The sequence below is a fragment of the Leptolyngbya sp. AN02str genome, assembly GCF_050565595.1.
Taxonomy (GTDB): Bacteria; Cyanobacteriota; Cyanobacteriia; order Elainellales; family Elainellaceae; genus Kaiparowitsia.
Window position 1 is genome coordinate 16,297 of the sequence record NZ_JBNXVR010000058.1, and the last position, 16,942, is coordinate 33,238.

Consider the following 16,942-nt stretch of genomic DNA (forward strand, 5'->3'; position numbering starts at 1 on the left):
GTTGACGTTTGTGTAAAGCCCTCTGCCAAGCCGAGCACTAACATCAGGAAACCATGAAGTGGGTGCTGTTTTCCTGAATCTTGCAAAATGCCTGAGTAGACATTACTTGGCTCTCGTGTTCCCCAACTCAACCTATTGCGCGATCACCCTATGTCGTTTCTTAGCCGCATATTTGGCCTACGTGAAAACGAAACCATGGGGGTTATCACCCTCAGCTTAATTTTTTTAAGTAATGCGATCGCCCAAAAAGTTTCTGAGATTTCCTCCATCAGCAACTTCATCAATGACGTTGGGGTTTCACAAATTCTGATTGTTTGGATCATTGACGGCGCAATTCTAATTCTGACAACCGGACTGCAATCTCTCCTCATCGATCGGTTTGATCGCATCACCCTGCTCAAGGGAGTCAGCATTGGCTTGGCGATCGCCTACGTCTTGTTGCGGCTGCTGGTCATTTTTGGCGCGCCCAGTGGGTTAACCTACGCCATCTTTTACTTGCTTTCTCAACAACAGGCATTTTTCTTACCGCTGGTGCTGTGGTTAGTCGCCAGCGATATGTTCGAAGTTGCCCAAACCCAGCGCCTATTCCCCTTCATCGCCAACTGGGAATTGGTGGGCAATTTGGTCGGAATTGGCTGTGCGGCATTGGCTCCGCTGCTTTTTGTGTCGCTCAATACGCGGCCTGAAGAGCTGCTCATGTTCAATATTTTGATCTATCTGCTCATTGTGGTTGCCACAAGCGTAGGATTGAAACGGAACCAACTGCGTGCAGTTCACCACAAAACTGAGACGATGCAAGAAACACTCACCGAAGGTTGGGGATTTATTCGAGAAGTTCCTGCCTTTCGGTTTCTGTCTATTTCGCTCTTTTGTGTGTGGATATGCGACACCATTCTAGAGTTTCATTTTTTTCGAATTACCGAGTCTGCATTCGCTGAAAGCGGTACCTACCAAACCTTCTATAGTTTGATTGTGTTGGCTCGCATTTTGGGATATATGGCCATTCAAAGTTTCCTCACTCAGCGATTAATTACAGGAATTGGGTTGAAAAACACCTTCGTTATTTCTCCTGTGTTTTCGTTGATGGGAACAGTATGTATGATTGGTTTACCCAATTTAATGGGGGCTATCAGTGGCATTTTCACCCACAAACTTCCTTTATTCAGCGTTTCCGAAACGGCTTATAAATCGCTTCAAGGGCTTGTACCCGAAGAACGGCGGGGTCGAGTCTCTATTTTTATGGATAGTTATCTCAATTCAGCCGGAAGTATTCTGGCAGCCATTTTGTTGGGTTGCATTGTGCTAACGAGCACGCATCTGTCCGTTCAACCCCATACTGTTTATTTAGCGATCGCCTTTTTGGCTGGACTGATTGCACTGTGGGCCGCATTGCGAATGCGCAGTGTATACGAAGCAAGTCTGCTGAACTGGCGGCTCAAGCGGCGGCGACGCGGAAAAAGCGTATTGGATACTCTCGACCTTTGAAGATTTGAAGATTTGTTTGGGATAAGTGAGTTGATATGACGACAGGCAAGGCCAATTCAAGCCGATTTCTTAGCTTAAGGTGGAAACTACTCATCGCATTTTCCCTCATCTTTTCAGGTGCATTTGCGATCGCCTTTTACTGGTTCTACCAATTTGCCACCGAAAAAACACTTTCGCGGCTGCGTAGCGACATGGAAGATACCCTCGAAGGTGCCGTCGAGGGTGTGGATGTCGAGAATTTGCTGGAATTGTATGAAACCGGGAAACCCAATGCCGACGGGTTTTCTGATGATCCACGTTATCAAAAACAAATTGCCTGGTTTCAGCTCGTTCACAGCATTGAACCGAGGGCGTGGCTGTATAGCTATCTAGTTCGCGATACCGCCAAAACAGCCGACAATCCCGATGGCAAAGAGTTAGTGTACATCGTGGATTTGTGGTCAACCGCAGATGCAGCACAGCGCTCCAAAGCAGCAGGTTTCCTAGAAACGTCGCCCTGTCCTTGCCCGCAATCCCTTCGAATTGCCACGACTGGCATCAGCGAAATTGATGAGGAAATTTACAGCGATCAGTTTGGGAATTGGCTTTCGGCCTATGCGCCGCTTCGAGATGAGGATGGCGATGTTGTTGCAATTCTTGGCTTGGATTTGGAAGCCGCGTATGTTGCTCAAGTTCAAAAAGCCATTCGCGATCGCGTTCTGGTTTCATTTGGCTTGGCATACATTTCTCTATTTGGCTTAGTGTATTTCTTCTCCGATCTGTTTACAAAGAACTTAAATCGTCTCAAGATTGCAGCAGAACAGGTGGGAGAAGGTCGCTATGAACAGGACTTTTCCTCCTTTGAAGGGGCCAAACTGCCGGATGAAATTAGCATGTTGGCGGCTGTGTTTGACAAGATGGTGACCAAGGTTAAAGGTCGAGAAGATCAACTCAAACAGCAGGTTGCCGAATTGAAAATTGAAATTGATGAAACCAAGCGCAAAAAGCAGGTGAGCGAAATTGTCGATTCCGACTTTTTCCAAGATTTGCAATCCAAAGCGCGGCAGCTGCGCCAGCGCAATAAGTCAGAACCAGCCTAATCGCGCTTTTTTATGTTGAATCCTACGTGGGCAAACGATACTCCAATCGTCGTTGTGTGCAATACGGCCGAGGCCTACACCAGCTTTTTTGATCCACTGCTCGATCGTACGATTCAGGCCCAGTCCATCTTTCAGGTTCACACATCGAGCGATCGCGCCCTGTTTTGGCTGAGGTCAGCCAAGCTGGTGATTGGCAGTTTACCCCTGCATCACCTGGCAGAGGTCAACCAACGTTGGGGCTATGGGCACACACAGTACTGCTATCCCTCTACAGCCACCCCGTCTCTTTGCCGAGATATTCTCGACACGCCTGAGCTATTGCAAACCATTGTTTCCTACGCGGGTGAGTCTAGAGCCATCCAGCTCATTCCATATGCGAATACCGCTACTTTTTACGAACTCGTCAATAGGCTGCAAGCAGCAGGGTTAACCGTTTACTTACCCGAAAGTCCAGATTTAGGCAATCGCTGGCTACGGGACGCTTTGGATACCAAGTTGGGATTTCGGTCTCTGCTCGCTCAATGTTTGCCTGAGGGTGCAGAGCATATGCCACTTGGGTTTGGGGCAGTCAGTATCCATCAAACCGCCGAAATTGTGTCCTGGTTTCTGCAGCGAGCGCGTGCTTGTATTGTCAAAACCAATGAGGGGGTTTTGGGGTGGGGGCAGTTAGTATTTCAGCCTGGAGCGGTGCGATCGCCCGCCGACATCCTCACCCTTTTACAAAGCCAACCCTTACTCAATCACACATCGTTGGTTATTGAGGCCTACATCGATTCGCCACAGCATCTTTTTCCATCTGCCGAGTTCTTTGTTCCAGCACCAACCGTGGGCCTGCCATATCTCACCTACGTTAGCAATCAATTGTTTTGTCATGGCCAGTTTGCAGGCGTGTTGATGAGTCCAGACTTGGCAGAGCAGCCATGGTACAACCGGCTAGTCACCCAGGGGTTGCACTTGGCCAAAGCCCTGCAAGCAATGGGTTATGTGGGACATTTCGACTTGGATGGATTAGTAGATGAGGCAGGTCGTCTCTATTTACTAGAGGTAAATCCACGCCGGACAGGGGCAACCCATGTTCACGAGTTGGCTTGTCATCTGTTGGGAGCAGATTATGCAGCTCACCATACGCTTATTAGCCAAACGGCGATTGCCACCGTTCATCATACTTACTCAGCCCTAGTTCAAAAGTTGCAGCCTGTGCTGTACCCACGGCACGGCAAGCCGGAGGGAGTCATCATCACCCACACGTCTAATCTTGCCTCGGGACAGTTTGGCTACGTGGCAATCGCCCCCACGCTAATAGAAGCGCGCTCCCTTCAGCAATACATCAGCACAAATTTATGAGATGCAAGATAGATCGTATTTAAGCGATGAGAATGAACGCAAGACGGACGGATAAATGTATGAGAATCGCCTATGCAACTGACATTGATACAGACAGTGATATAGCTTTAGGATTATCTCAGCAAATGAACGCGGCATTGCATGCGGATGGCTCAGAGTTTGTTGTACTCCATGACGCAGATTTTCAGTTTGAGTACACGCAAGAAAAAACGCAAATTTACTACAAAGGAAATCCATTTCATCCCCAAGGTTTTGATGCGCTGTTTTTGGGAGATACGCTCAGTGCAGACCTCACACGAGAGTTTGTGCGTGCCCAGATTCCAGTGGTCAATCCGCCTGATGCCTACTTTTTGCAAGAAGACAAGATTAAGTTCATGGCGCTGATGCAGCACCATGGGTTACCCATTCCTCATTCCACAACTGTGCGCACCATGGAGCAGGTTCGTTTAGCAACGTCACTCATTCCTGCACCCTACGTAATCAAGCACCCCAAGCAAGAGGGAGGAACAGGCGTATTTGTTGCCGAGAGTGCGCGATCGCTCCTAAGCATCATGGAATATTTGTGGACTCAGTCACCCGATCAGCGCTATTTGATCCAGGCCTTTATTCCCACAGGAGAACACGACGAAACCAGCCGCGACTATCGCTGCACCGTGATTGGCGATCGCATTATTTCGATTGTTCGCTCTTCCACCACCGATTTTCGAACCAACTGGTCCCGTGGAGGTCGCTTTCAATTAACCACCATTTCATTTGAAGAGGAAGCAATGGTGCGAACTGTTGCGCAATTAAGTGGGCTAGAGGTCATGGGTGTCGATTTTTTGCGTGGTCAAGATGGTCAGCGATACTTTACCGAACTCAATCAAGCTCCGGGCTTGATTTGGGAAGACGAAGCGATCGATCAACTCCACATTCAAGCGCTTATTGCATTGTTAAAACTGAAAGTTTGTACAAACCCTGTACCGTAGCAATTTAGCTAACGTTAGTTTCAGTTAAGGGCTTTTCTAAGGGTTGCGTAACGCGCACGCAAACACTTCAGCTTATCCAAAACTCAGGTTAGCTAAATGCAGAATCTGTAAATTCTAGCGGCAGAGCAGATATGACGTCTGAGTCGGGTTCAGCATTGCTATCGCTGGGTTCGGTGTACACCGAAATCTTGCCTTCGTAATTGCGCAACACAACCTTACGATCTTGATAGCTCACAATGTAATGTGGCGATACCGGAATTTTGCCCCCACCACCCGGCGCATCAATTACATAGGTGGGCACGGCATACCCACTCGTATAACCGCGCAAACCTTCTATAATTTCAATTCCTTTGGCGATCGCCGTGCGAAAATGGCCAGCTCCCTTGACCAAATCACACTGATACAAATAATAGGGACGAACCCGATGACGGACTAACGCATGAATCAATTCACGTTGAATTTCGATGCTGTCATTGATACCAGCCAATAGCACACTTTGATTACCCAGAGGAATACCTGCGTCCGCTAGTTGGTTCAGCGCGGTGGACACTTCTGGAGTAATTTCGTTGACATGATTAGTATGAATATTGATCCAGAGTGGATGATGCTGCCGCAGCATTGTACAAAGCGCATCGGTAATTCGTTGTGGCAAAAAGATGGGAACACGAGTGCCAATCCGAACGATCTCAATGTGAGGAATAGAGCGCAGTTGGGTCAGTAAATAGTTCAACACCGCATCGGAGAGAGTCAGCGGATCGCCACCACTCAGCAGCACATCGCGCACTTGGGACGTTTTGCGCAGGTAGGCCAACTGTTGCTCAAAATCGGCTTTGTTAAACGATTTGTCTAGATCTCCCACCATACGGCTGCGAGTACAGTAGCGGCAATAACTCGCACAGTGTGTGGTCACCAACATCAGCACGCGATCGGGATAGCGGTGCACCAAACCAGGCACTGGAGAGTGGGCATCTTCAGCCAAACTATCTTCCATCATGCCGTCGAAGGCTTGCAGCTCGCGCCCCAAGGGAATGACCTGCCGTCGGATGGGGCAATTGGCATCGGTTGGATGAATGAGACTCGCAAAATAGGGGGTAATATCAACCCGAAATGCAGATGAAGCCGACAAACCAACCAACTCTTCGGGGGTTAGCTCTATCAACCTAGCAAGCTCAACAGCAGAGCTTAAACGATGGCTGAGTTGCCATTGCCAATTGTTCCAGTCTGAATCTGGCACTTGTGCCCAAAGAATTGGCCGAGTTTTGGCGTGCATACGAGACAATAAACGTGCGGAACTTTATGGTTGGCAAAGTGAGCGAAGAACCCACGTTTCCTCAAAAAAAGCGAATGATCAGTATTGATTCGGCTCGTTGACTATCTAGCGAAAGGAATTGATGAATGCGTTGCCATAAGTTACTGGCTAGATGCGATCGCCCTCACTGCCAGGATTACAGTGCAATTCACCATTAGCCTTTAGATTACCCAACATTTCGCCAATAACCTTCAGAGAATTTTTTTAGCCCCGATAGTATATTAACGCACACAAGTTGAGGCCACAGGCGTTTCCCACCTCACCCAATACCATGTTTTTTTGGGGTTCTCCACACTTCAAAGCTGACGTACTGCTTGATCAGGTGTACAACGGCTTCTGCTAATTTTCTGCTCATTTACTCTGGTTCCGCTTGCTTGCTCTGATCGATCACAATATTGTTCAGCCAAGCTGCACCGATGATCCCGCCATTCGCCTCAAAGAATAGTTGAGTTTCTGTCTACACACCAACCATCCACAGCTTTAACCCATGCACCGCTGTGCCCTCACAACTTCCTCAACTTATTTTTTTAAGGTAAGAGCATAGGCAGATCATCATTCACACTGCTCATTAATTTTGACCAACGTTCAAAGAGGGATAAGGATATGGCACTCATTCGTTGGCAACCGTTAAAAGACCTGGATACGTTACGCCATCAAATGAACCATTTGTTTGATGAATTGATGCACGGTAATCGTGAGCTAAGTTCAGCTTCCACATTCGGCAAGGTAGGCTTGGAACCGACAATTGAGATCAAAGAAACCGACACGGCGCTAATTGTAAGAGCAGCAGTTCCCGGCATTGCAATTCAAGATTTGGATGTGCAAGTTGGTGAAAATGTTGTTTCAATTTCAGGAGAATACCGAGAAGAAAAACGCACCGAAGAAAAGGGCTATTTCCATTCAGAACTGCAATATGGGCAGTTTCAACGTGTTCTTCCACTCCCCATGACGGTGCAGCATGAACAAGTCGTCTCCGACTTTAAGGATGGCGTTCTAACTCTAACGCTTCCCAAAGCACATACTGAACAACCAACCTTAACAAAAGTGGATTTGACGATTCACGAAAAGGCCAGAGAATCGATAGCGCAACAGCGCCAGCAAGAAGATCATTTGCAACATACGATGCGGACTCGGGCTACTGCAGAAATTTCGGCTCCTGAGCGAGCCAGCACGGCTGAAGAAGCCCGAGAAGCAATGGCGACCCAACGGCAGCAGGACGAGCATTTGCAAGATACTATGCATCGCCGCGAAGCTGACAGTATAGGTGCTCCTGCTAACTTCTGATAGATAGAGCAGAGAAACAGTTTGGTTGCTTCAACGTGGTCGCTCAACGTGGGGTTTTGAAACTCTCACACATTGAGAGTTTCAAAACCTAATTCGTGTTCATTACAACCATGGCGGTTGACCTGCTTCACCAATGTTGGTTGAGCTGAATGAGGGATGCGATCGCCCCGTTGCGTCCTCCACAAGAATGGTCTCAGTTTGTCAAATTCGCTTTTTGAACTATTCGCTTTTGAACCAATGTGCCAAATTACCCATGGGCGAACTCTAGAACAATAGGATAGTGGAGATGGATACAATCCGAAAAATTACGAACGACTTGGCGATCGCTGGACAAATCACCCTGGATGATGTGCATCAGCTTACTCAAGAAAACTATCAAACAGTCGTCAATCTGCGATCGCCCAAAGAGACTGGTTTTCTGGCAGAAGAGCAACTTAAGCTAGAAAATTTAGGTCTGTATTACGTTAATTTGCCAATTCAGCTCAAATCCCTCAATTTTGATGCATTGCTGTGGGTAACCCAACAGATATTTGAGTTGCCCAAGCCCATCTTGATCCACTGTGACAATGGAATTCGATCATCGATGGTTGCCTTAATGCAAATTGCGATGAAGCAAGGGATGAAAGCCGAAGATGCATTTCAAAAAGTAGCCACGTTAGGGCTTCTTCAGGAATAGACAAACCAGTGCATTCTGCTGGTGTGCCTGATCAATTTAGCGGAATTCCTATGGTTAAATAACAGTTGCGATCGCCAACAATCACTCACCAAGCATTCATAGCAGGCTGATTTTTATCGATCGTCCCCAATCTCATCTCCCTATACATCCCTATAAATTTTATTTTCTAAAAATTCTATTAATTTATGCACACTAATTCGAGCATAGTCTCGCTCGGTTTCTTCTCCTAAGTCAGCAAGCAGCCATCATTAAACATAAACTTTAAAGCTCTGTACCGTTTGCTGCACAGACGGTACAGAGCTTTGAGATATGGCTTTTCATGGTGTCAAGGTACTGAGTAAGGTTCATCTAATACCCAAGGTTTTACATCATCACAGCTACCTGTATTTGGCGAAGCCTATACGTCACAAATACGTCAAAGGGCCTAGTATACACTAGGCCCTGGGGAGAGGTTATTGAATTGGCTAACTTAGATGTTGAGATGAGTTAACTAGACGAAACAATACAATAACAACGAAATGAACTTACAAATGGAACTGAGCGGAAATATTGTCAAGTTGTCACACTAGCGGTTTACAGATACGCCGCACTCCTTAACCTCTTCGAACAACACTAGTCCCGTCTCTATAGGAGACTGCTGAGCTATTAGCGCGATACCCGTTTCTTGTGTGAAGTGAATTTGAAACAGACCCAGAAAACAAGTATCTCTAATCTCGATGTCGTAGCGTTGCAAGGTTACAGTTGCTAACGTAGGAATCCTTTGCAGGAGGCACAGGCTGGGGATTCGGGGTTGGTTTGTTGCGTTCTCTTGTGCCTTGATTACTAAAGTATCACCCCTGGCAGAAATGCGATCCCATGATATGGCAAAGTTCACGGTCAGTTACGGGCTGTAACGTGCAATGCGAATTTGTTTGCATTGGTAAGAGTGCATACTCTCATTTCAGCCCTAATTAACCTGAGTTTTGGATAAGCTGAAGTGCTTGCGTGCGCGTTGCGCACGCAAAAAGGGCTTTTCTGAGGTTTGCGCAGCGCGCAAACCTCAGAAAAGCCCTTAACTGAAACTGACGTTAGTTATTGAGGAATTACGCACGTCATCCGAAAAACTAGGGGTTGAATAATGATAGGAGTGCTTAGCGCTCCTATCATTATTCAATTCTGTTATTGCTGGTTTGGGCTAACAAGGCAGCCGCGAGCTGGTCTGCGGTAAAGGAGCCCAGCCAGTAAATCGGCAGTGCTGGCTGACTAAGGTAGTTCGCATAGGCCGAGGTGAGATAGGGTTTGAGGCTGGGCTCGTTGGCCAAATGTGCACCAAAAAAGGACAGACTGAGTGGGCGCAAGTAGCTATGGGCGATCGCCGGATCAGGCCCAACCGCTTCAGTCGGTAACGAGAAAGTGACGTTATCGGTTTTGGGCACATCAATAGACGAAAAGTGAGTACCGTTCTCCATGAGTAGAAGGTAGCGATCGGTCGCAGTGAGGCGAGTAAAGGGCTGAATTTGTTCAATGAGGGCGGGGGTAATGGTGTCGGCGCTGCCTGCTGCAATGACAATTGGAATGTTGATGGCGGCTAGATCTGTTTGATCGAGTAAGCTGCTGCCTAAAGGGTTGATCGTAAAAATAGCCTTGACTCGCTCGTCCCGAAAGTTGAGACTTTGGGCGTTAGGCGTTTCTAACACGCGGCATTGCAGCAGCAGCGATAGGTTGAAAATATTGTTGGCGCGGCACTCGTTGCCTAACTGATTGAGATTGAGGGAAGCACCCGCCAGGGCGATCGCCGTATACCCGCCTAACGACTGACCTAGCACCCCCGTCCGGTCAACATCTACGCGATTGAGAAACAGCTGATCGGTTTGGCTGAGTACTTGCAGCCGATCAAGCAAATAGCGAATATCCAACGGGCGATCGATGAATTCTGCCGGATCAATCACCTGGCTGGCCCGTCCTGACACGAGGGCATCGAGCTGCTCCGTATTGCTACCGGGATGCTCGGGAACCGCCACCACCATGCCATAGGAAGCCAGATGAGTGGCAAGGTAGGCAAATGTGTCGCGGTTAGAGCCTAATCCATGGGAAATGACAACCGTTGGGGCGGGTGCATCGAGCGGAGCCCCCGTTGCCGTGATTGGCAAGTACACATCTGCCAAAAAAACGCGATCGCGCGTGTCATCATTCAGCAAAATGGTTTGCTTTTGCCACAAATAAGGGCCAGCTTCTTGCAAATCGGGCAGTCGATTGTAGTCGGGTGTGAGCTGAAACGTCGTATTCTCTGCGGCTTGTAGGGCGATCGCATCCACCGCCTGTTGCGTTTGGCGAATCAACGTTTCCAATTGCGAGGCAAGGCGCGCCGCCTGATTCACATCAATTCGTACCGCCCGCAACGGGAACTGCCGCAACACATTGAGCGGCGTTATCCCTTCAGGATCTGCGGCTGCCAGCACCAACGCCGCCCGCAAGCCCTGCGCCCCCGGACGAAACGATTCAGTTTGCACTACTTCGCCAAATCGTTGCAGCAGCACCTCTCCTTGGTCGCTGTAGAGAAACTGAGAAATCGCAACCGGGCCTAACTCCACCCGATTGTTGAGCACTGTTTGAAGCTGGTCGCGCTGAGCTTGCGACAACAGCCGCGTGTAGGGCCGCAACTCGGCAGTAATTCGACCTTCTTTGGCAAATGTTTCAAGAGCGGAAAAAGAGATAGAACGCTCCAACAGCCCAAACGACAAATACACTTCTTCGGCGGCGCGTCCGGGCGAAGCCAACAGCGCAAAAGGAACCGCCCAGCCCACCATGGCTCCTAGCCACCATGACCGACATGTACGGAATAACCGGGCAGCACGTTGCCAATCCGGTTGCGGAGCAGGCTGAGAAGGGTAGGATTGCCAGAACGGTGTCATAAGGTTTAACAATGGGGTTCAACCGCCCGACTAGCAGGCTCGTGTTCCAAACTGGTCACGGGTCCGGAATTAGATACTAGAAGTGAACCGTTGGGATTTGGGCATTCCTCAGATATTGGACAACAGATTCAATAGTGCTGCCTCCGACAATTGGGTGATTCCCAAAGCGATCGCCTTATCTAGCTTGGAACCGGCCTCTTCGCCCACCAGCACATAGTCTGTTTTTTTGCTGACAGAACTGGTGACCTTGCCTCCTGCTTGTTGAATCAAGGCTGCGGCTTCATCTCGTTTGAGGGTGGGCAATGTTCCGGTAATCACAACCGTTTTACCACTCAAGGGTGTAGACGTGGTTGAGGCTGCTGGAGTTTCACCCGCCAGTTGGAGCCCTGCCGCCTGCAATCGCTGAATCAGCGCTTGATGGGCAGAAACTCGGAACCATTGATACACCGATTGGGCAATTTCGGGACCAATGCCGTAGACGGCCGCGATCGCATCGATATCGGCCTCAGCCAATTGCTCCACCGAGGGAAAGGCCTGAGTTAATACCTGAGCATTCACATTGCCCACATGCCGAATCCCCAACCCGTACAGCACCCGCGACCACGGCTGCTGCTTGGACTGGGCGATCGCCCCAATTAAATTTTCCGCAGATTTTTTGCCCATCCGGTCAATTGTTTGCAATTGCTCGGCCGTCAGGTCGTAGATATCGGCCACGCTATGCAGCAGCCCGCGTTCGACAAATTGGGTCACCCACTTTTCGCCCAGCCCGTTAATATCCATAGCCTGCCGCGATGCCCAGTGAATCAGCGCCCCGCGCACAATCGCCGGACAGAACTCATTCACGCAGCGGGTCACCGCTTCATCCAGCGGTTTTACTAATGGCTGAGCGCACTCGGGGCAGTGCGTTGGCATGTGGAATGGGTGGGTGTGCTCAGGCCGCAGCTCCGTCAGCACCTTGACCACTTCGGGAATGATTTCGCCTGCCTTGTGAATAATAACGGTGTCGCCCACGCGCACATCCAACTGCGCCACAAAGTCGGCATTGTGCAGCGTGGCGCGGGAAACGGTAGTTCCTGCCAATGACACAGGTTTTAGCTCGGCAACGGGAGTGACGGCTCCCGTACGGCCCACGTTAACGCTAATGTGCTCTACCACAGTGGGCGCTTCCTCAGCCGGAAACTTGAGGGCGATCGCCCAACGGGGAAACTTTTGCGTAAAGCCCAGCTCTTCCTGCAACGCCAGCGAATTGAGCTTGACCACCAGCCCATCGGTGAGATAAGGCAATGTGGTGCGAGCTTGCTCCCAATGGTCGGCAAAGGCTTTGAGTTCTGCCATGGAGGGGCACAGTTGCCGATTGGGATTGACCCGAAAGCCAAAATGTTGCAAGGCTTCTAGCGCATCCCACTGGCTCTTGGGCGTGAGGATCGCGGTACGCGGATGCTCAACCGACTCCTCCACGGCGTTCATTTCAATCCCCAAATCCAGCTGTTGAGCCGACTCTCCATTGCCATCGCCAGCGCGGATGTACAGCGTGTAGGCAAAAAAGTCGAGCCGACGCTTGGCCACAATGCGCGAATCCAGTTGGCGCAGGGTTCCAGCCGCCGCATTGCGGGGATTGGCAAACAAAGGTTCTCCGTTCGCTTCGCGCTCTTGGTTGATCTGCTCAAACACATCCAGCGGCAAAAAGGCCTCGCCTCGTACTTCCACAATGGCTGGAATGCGATCGCCCACCAATCGCAACGGAATCGACCGAATCGTGCGCACGTTGGGTGTAATATCCTCTCCGGTGGTGCCATCACCTCGGGTTGCGCCCCGCACCAGTACGCCATGTTCATAGGTGAGCGCCAGCGCCGAACCGTCAATCTTGAGTTCCACCACATATTCAAAATCGTTGGTCGGCACAATTCGCTGCCAGCGTCCCTGCCAGGATTCCAACTCCTCAGTATTGAAGGCATTTTCCAGGCTGTAGAGGGGAATGTTGTGCCGAACCGAGTTGAACTGGCTGGATGGGCGATCGCCCACCCGTTGCGTGGGGCTATCTGGCGTAATCAACTGGGGATGCTGTGCCTCTAGCTCCTGTAGCTCTCGATAGAGCTGATCGTAGACGGCATCCTCCATGGTGGGCGCATCCAGCACATAGTATTCATAGCTGGCCCGATTCAAGAGCGATCGCAGCTCTGCCACTCGATTTACCAATGCCTGGTGCCCATCTACCGTTGCCACACGATCCCCCATTTGTTTCTTTGTCCTTTCACAGTGTAAAGGAACGGGTATGCAGCCGCTGTGCAAACGGTTTAGGAGTCGGGCGATCGCTTCCTTGCTAGAACATCCGTTTTCACAAACATACGCTATCCTGTCAAAATGTTGGTTTTCATGGGTTGAAAGGCGAAGGACAACATGCCAGTTTGGGCACTCAGTTTTGTCGTATTGTTTGGGCTGTTTTTTGGCATTGCCGAGCTGTATCCGCTGTTTCGCGGTTTGTCGCTGCCATCGCCGGTATTCCTTGCCGCAGGGGTATTGCTGGCGATCGCCTCCAATGCTCACAAGCCTGCCGGGTTGCCCTGGCGGTCCTCTTCCCCATCCGCCGATCCCTTGCCAACGCCTGCGGCTAACCTCAACTCCGCTTCTAGCACACCCGTCACGGCACCTGTTCAGCCAGTCACAACCCCATCAGCAACCCCAATCAAATCCCCTGCAAAGGCAAAGCAACCTGCAAAAGCAAAGCAACCTGCAAAGGAAACCCAATCTGCAAAGACGAAGCAACCTGCAAAAGTCAAGTCAGCGGCCAAGCCCAAGCCAAGCCAAGCCAACTCTCAGCCCATTTCTTTTACCATTACCCGGCCTCAATCTCACGTTTCTACGCCTCGCGACAATCCTCCAGCCTCCTCATAAAGATTCCTGAGTGCGCATAGGGTCAACAATGTTGCATCTCTAACAATCGCTAAAGTTCGTCTCGGTGCAGCAGGGGGGGGGCGTGTTTCAAATGTGTGGTTATTGGTTGTGGAAGGGGTGTATCGCACCCCTTCCACAACCAATAACCACACGTCTAGAACATCACCCAGCAGGAGAATTATGTGCCGAGCCACTGAGGTGAAAGTTAATCTCCGCGATCGCTGAACGGTCAATACTTAGGCAATTCGTAAACGTTCAATGTCCTTCATTGGTGGTGCGCCAAACATGCGGGAATATTCACGACTAAACTGAGAAGGACTTTCATAACCAACCTGATAGGCTGCACTGGTTGCATCAGCATGTTCGACCAGCATCAGCCGACGCGCCTCTAATAGCCTTAATTGCTTCTGATATTGCAGTGGGCTCATTGAGGTAACTTTTCTAAAATGACGATGGAAGGATGCAGCAGACATATTGGCTTGTTCAGCCAGATCCTCAACTCGTAAAGACTGTGCAAAGTTAGCCTTGAGCAGTTTGATGACCTCAGCAATGCGCTGCATGGTGCTGCCAGATGTCGCAATCTGACGAACTGCTGCGCTTTGTTCACCAATCAAAAGACGGTAATAGATTTCACGAATCATCATCGGTGCCAAAAACGGAATATCCTGCGGTGTATCCAGCAGCCTTGTGAGTCTAATGGCACAATCAATCAACGCAACATCAGCATTGCTAACGAACAAGCCTCTCACCGAGTTTTCTTTCTTCTCCGCCTGGGGTTGAATTTGAGCAACGATGTCACATAGTTGGGCTGGATCTAAGTTCAACTTAAACCCTAAGTACGGCTTGTCTGGTGTGGCCTCTGTCACAAACCCACTTAGCGGCAAATCTACCGAGATGACAAGATACTGAGCCGCACCATACTGATACGTTTCCTCACCCAACAATGCTTCTTTCTTGCCCTGAATCACGATCGCGAGAACCGGTTCAAAAACATCGCGGATTGCGGTGGAAGCAGACGATTCCCGCGTGAATTCTAACTGACTGATCGCAGTTTGATGAATCCCGTTTCCCTGGGCATCGGTGTGCTGTGTCACAAATGCCGCCAGTTCTTGACACGCACTCACGGCGGTACTCTGCCTCAATGTTTCAATCATGACGCTGGTTTTCTGGCTGATTTAACCGTCCTCATGTGTCCATTATAGAGAACGTTTTTCTGTATCAAACCCTTGCTTGAGAGGATTAGGCAATCATATGCGAGATTTGTGTATTTGAAGTCTCTTTCCTTAAGCCTAAGCTGAACTCATGCCAAAAGAGCAATGAAAGGATAAGGCAATGGCAAAAGATACAACAAAGATTGCTTTGATCACGGGCTCAAGCCGAGGGTTGGGTAGAAATACTGCTTTAACGCTTGCCCAAAAAGGGGTTGATGTCATTGTGACGTACCGCAGCAATGAGGCAGAAGCAAAAGATGTTGTCTCTGCGATCGCAGACATGGGAGGTAAAGCGATTGCGCTGCAACTGGACACGTCGAACACCAAAACCTTTGATGACTTTGTGGTGCAAGTTAAGCAGTCACTCCAGAACACTTGGCAGACAGAACAGTTTGATTTCCTGGTTAACAACGCTGGGATTGGAATTTACGCACCGTTTGCAGAAACAACCGAGGAAGAATTTGATTGCTTGATGAACATTCACGTGAAGGGTGTTTTCTTCCTGACACAGAAACTTCTGCCGCTGATTAAAGATGGTGGCCGAATCGTCAATATTTCCTCTGGCCTGGCCCGTTTTGCTCTACCAGGCTATGCCGCCTACGCCGCAATGAAGGGGGCGATCGAGGTGTTGACCCGCTACCTGGCAAAGGAATTAGGACAACGACAGATTGCAGTAAACGTCGTGGCCCCTGGCGCGATCGAAACAGACTTTGGTGAGGGTGTCGTGCGTGACAATCCAGAGGTTAACAGCTTCATTGCTTCGCAAACTGCTTTAGGTCGCGTGGGTCTTCCCGATGATATTGGCGGGGCGATCGCCTCCTTACTTTCCGAAGACAACCGATGGGTCAATGCCCAGAGAATTGAAGTCTCTGGTGGCATGTTCCTCTAACTCAAACCAACCAAAATCAAGAAGGAAAATCACCATGTTAAACGTAGAAAATAAAGTCATTGCGATCACTGGAGCAAGTAGCGGTATTGGTGAAGCCACTGCCAAGTTACTGGCTGAAAATGGCGCAAGGGTTGTCCTAGGGGCGCGGCGTACAGATCGGCTAGAAAAGATTGTTGAAGAGATTCGACATCAGGGTGGTTCAGCAGAATTTAAAGCGGTGAACGTTACCGATCGCGAGGATATGAAAGCGTTCATTCACTTTGCCAAAGACACCTTTGGTCGTGTCGATGTGATTTTTAACAACGCGGGTGTCATGCCTTTATCTCCTATGAATGCCCTAAAAGTTGAAGAATGGGACAACATGATTAATGTGAACATCAACGGCGTGTTAAATGGCATTGCGGCGGGTTTGCCGATTATGGAAGCACAAGGCAGTGGTCAGTTTATCAATACCGCATCCATTGGGGCACATGTGGTGGTACCCACTGGCGCAGTCTACTGTGCAACCAAATATGCGGTTTGGGCCATCTCGGAAGGGCTGAGGCAGGAATCGAAAAACATCCGTGTGACGACGATCTCTCCAGGTGTGGTGGAGACCGAGTTGGGGTCTGATATTACAGAGGATTCGGCACAAGAGGCATTGAAAGAATTTCGTAAAATTGCCCTAACACCGGATGCGATCGCCAGAGCAGTTTTATATGCCATATCTCAACCCGATGATGTGGATGTCAATGAAATGATTGTTCGCCCAACAGCTAGCGCCTTCTAGCCTTAAAACGATGCCATAACCCGATATTCCGCAGGTTGCTGGGAATTAATTAAGCAGGTAGTAACGGCAGTAAGGTAGGCCCAAAAGTTGGATGATTTTAGAGCGCTCATCCATCAGATTACTGACCTGCTGAGCTTGCCCGATT

Annotated in this window: 13 protein-coding genes; 9 read left to right on the forward strand and 4 right to left on the reverse strand. The window is 49.5% G+C overall.

Annotated elements, in window-relative coordinates:
* Positions 1-150 precede the first annotated feature (150 nt).
* The 4 genes from ACQ4M4_RS26525 to ACQ4M4_RS26540 are packed head-to-tail and all read left to right on the forward strand — an operon-like array spanning position 151 to position 4,876.
* Positions 151-1,485, forward strand: coding sequence for a hypothetical protein (locus ACQ4M4_RS26525; protein WP_430687495.1), 1,335 nt, complete (start codon positions 151-153; stop codon positions 1,483-1,485).
* A 35-nt stretch (positions 1,486-1,520) separates the two neighbouring features.
* Entirely contained in the window at positions 1,521-2,564 is a 1,044-nt protein-coding gene (locus ACQ4M4_RS26530) for a HAMP domain-containing protein (protein ID WP_430687496.1), read from the forward strand.
* A 12-nt stretch (positions 2,565-2,576) separates the two neighbouring features.
* Positions 2,577-3,908, forward strand: coding sequence for a hypothetical protein (locus tag ACQ4M4_RS26535; protein WP_430687497.1), 1,332 nt, complete (start codon positions 2,577-2,579; stop codon positions 3,906-3,908).
* 59 nt (positions 3,909-3,967) lie between these two features.
* Positions 3,968-4,876, forward strand: coding sequence for an ATP-grasp domain-containing protein (locus ACQ4M4_RS26540; RefSeq protein ID WP_430687498.1), 909 nt, complete (start codon positions 3,968-3,970; stop codon positions 4,874-4,876).
* Between the two features lie 88 nt (positions 4,877-4,964).
* Here ACQ4M4_RS26540 and ACQ4M4_RS26545 read toward each other — a convergent pair whose 3' ends face one another.
* Entirely contained in the window at positions 4,965-6,146 is a 1,182-nt protein-coding gene (locus tag ACQ4M4_RS26545) for a KamA family radical SAM protein (RefSeq protein WP_430687507.1), read from the reverse strand.
* 642 nt (positions 6,147-6,788) lie between these two features.
* Between ACQ4M4_RS26545 and ACQ4M4_RS26550 the strand changes: the two genes are divergently transcribed.
* Together ACQ4M4_RS26550 and ACQ4M4_RS26555 are read left to right on the forward strand one after the other, a co-directional pair.
* Positions 6,789-7,469, forward strand: coding sequence for an Hsp20/alpha crystallin family protein (locus ACQ4M4_RS26550; protein ID WP_430687499.1), 681 nt, complete (start codon positions 6,789-6,791; stop codon positions 7,467-7,469).
* 286 nt (positions 7,470-7,755) lie between these two features.
* Positions 7,756-8,145, forward strand: a complete 390-nt coding sequence (locus tag ACQ4M4_RS26555; RefSeq protein WP_430687500.1) for a beta-lactamase hydrolase domain-containing protein — start codon at positions 7,756-7,758, stop codon at positions 8,143-8,145.
* Between the two features lie 1,145 nt (positions 8,146-9,290).
* Here the strand turns inward: ACQ4M4_RS26555 and ACQ4M4_RS26560 are convergent.
* Together ACQ4M4_RS26560 and ligA are read right to left on the reverse strand one after the other, a co-directional pair.
* The gene (locus ACQ4M4_RS26560) at positions 9,291-11,036 is read right to left on the reverse strand and encodes an alpha/beta hydrolase (RefSeq protein ID WP_430687501.1); all 1,746 of its coding nucleotides are present in this window, start codon (positions 11,034-11,036) and stop codon (positions 9,291-9,293) included.
* Positions 11,037-11,144: 108 nt separating this feature from the next.
* Positions 11,145-13,271 carry an NAD-dependent DNA ligase LigA gene (gene ligA / locus ACQ4M4_RS26565; RefSeq protein ID WP_430687502.1) on the reverse strand — a complete coding sequence of 709 codons (2,127 nt, stop codon included), beginning with the start codon at positions 13,269-13,271 and terminating at the stop codon, positions 11,145-11,147.
* Between the two features lie 162 nt (positions 13,272-13,433).
* On the opposite strand from ligA, the gene ACQ4M4_RS26570 reads away from it, so the two are divergent.
* On the forward strand, positions 13,434-13,928 hold the full coding sequence (locus tag ACQ4M4_RS26570; RefSeq protein ID WP_430687503.1) for a hypothetical protein: 495 nt from the start codon (positions 13,434-13,436) through the stop codon (positions 13,926-13,928).
* A 236-nt stretch (positions 13,929-14,164) separates the two neighbouring features.
* On the opposite strand, the gene ACQ4M4_RS26575 is transcribed toward ACQ4M4_RS26570, so the two are convergent.
* Positions 14,165-15,082, reverse strand: coding sequence for an AraC family transcriptional regulator N-terminal domain-containing protein (locus ACQ4M4_RS26575; RefSeq protein ID WP_430687504.1), 918 nt, complete (start codon positions 15,080-15,082; stop codon positions 14,165-14,167).
* Between the two features lie 178 nt (positions 15,083-15,260).
* Here ACQ4M4_RS26575 and ACQ4M4_RS26580 point away from each other — a divergent pair, with 178 nt between their 5' ends.
* Both ACQ4M4_RS26580 and ACQ4M4_RS26585 read left to right on the forward strand, forming a co-directional pair.
* On the forward strand, positions 15,261-16,028 hold the full coding sequence (locus ACQ4M4_RS26580) for an SDR family NAD(P)-dependent oxidoreductase (RefSeq protein ID WP_430687505.1): 768 nt from the start codon (positions 15,261-15,263) through the stop codon (positions 16,026-16,028).
* A 34-nt stretch (positions 16,029-16,062) separates the two neighbouring features.
* Complete coding sequence (locus ACQ4M4_RS26585) at positions 16,063-16,797, forward strand: SDR family oxidoreductase (protein WP_430687506.1); 735 nt, start codon at positions 16,063-16,065, stop codon at positions 16,795-16,797.
* The last annotated feature ends 145 nt before the right edge of the window (positions 16,798-16,942 follow it).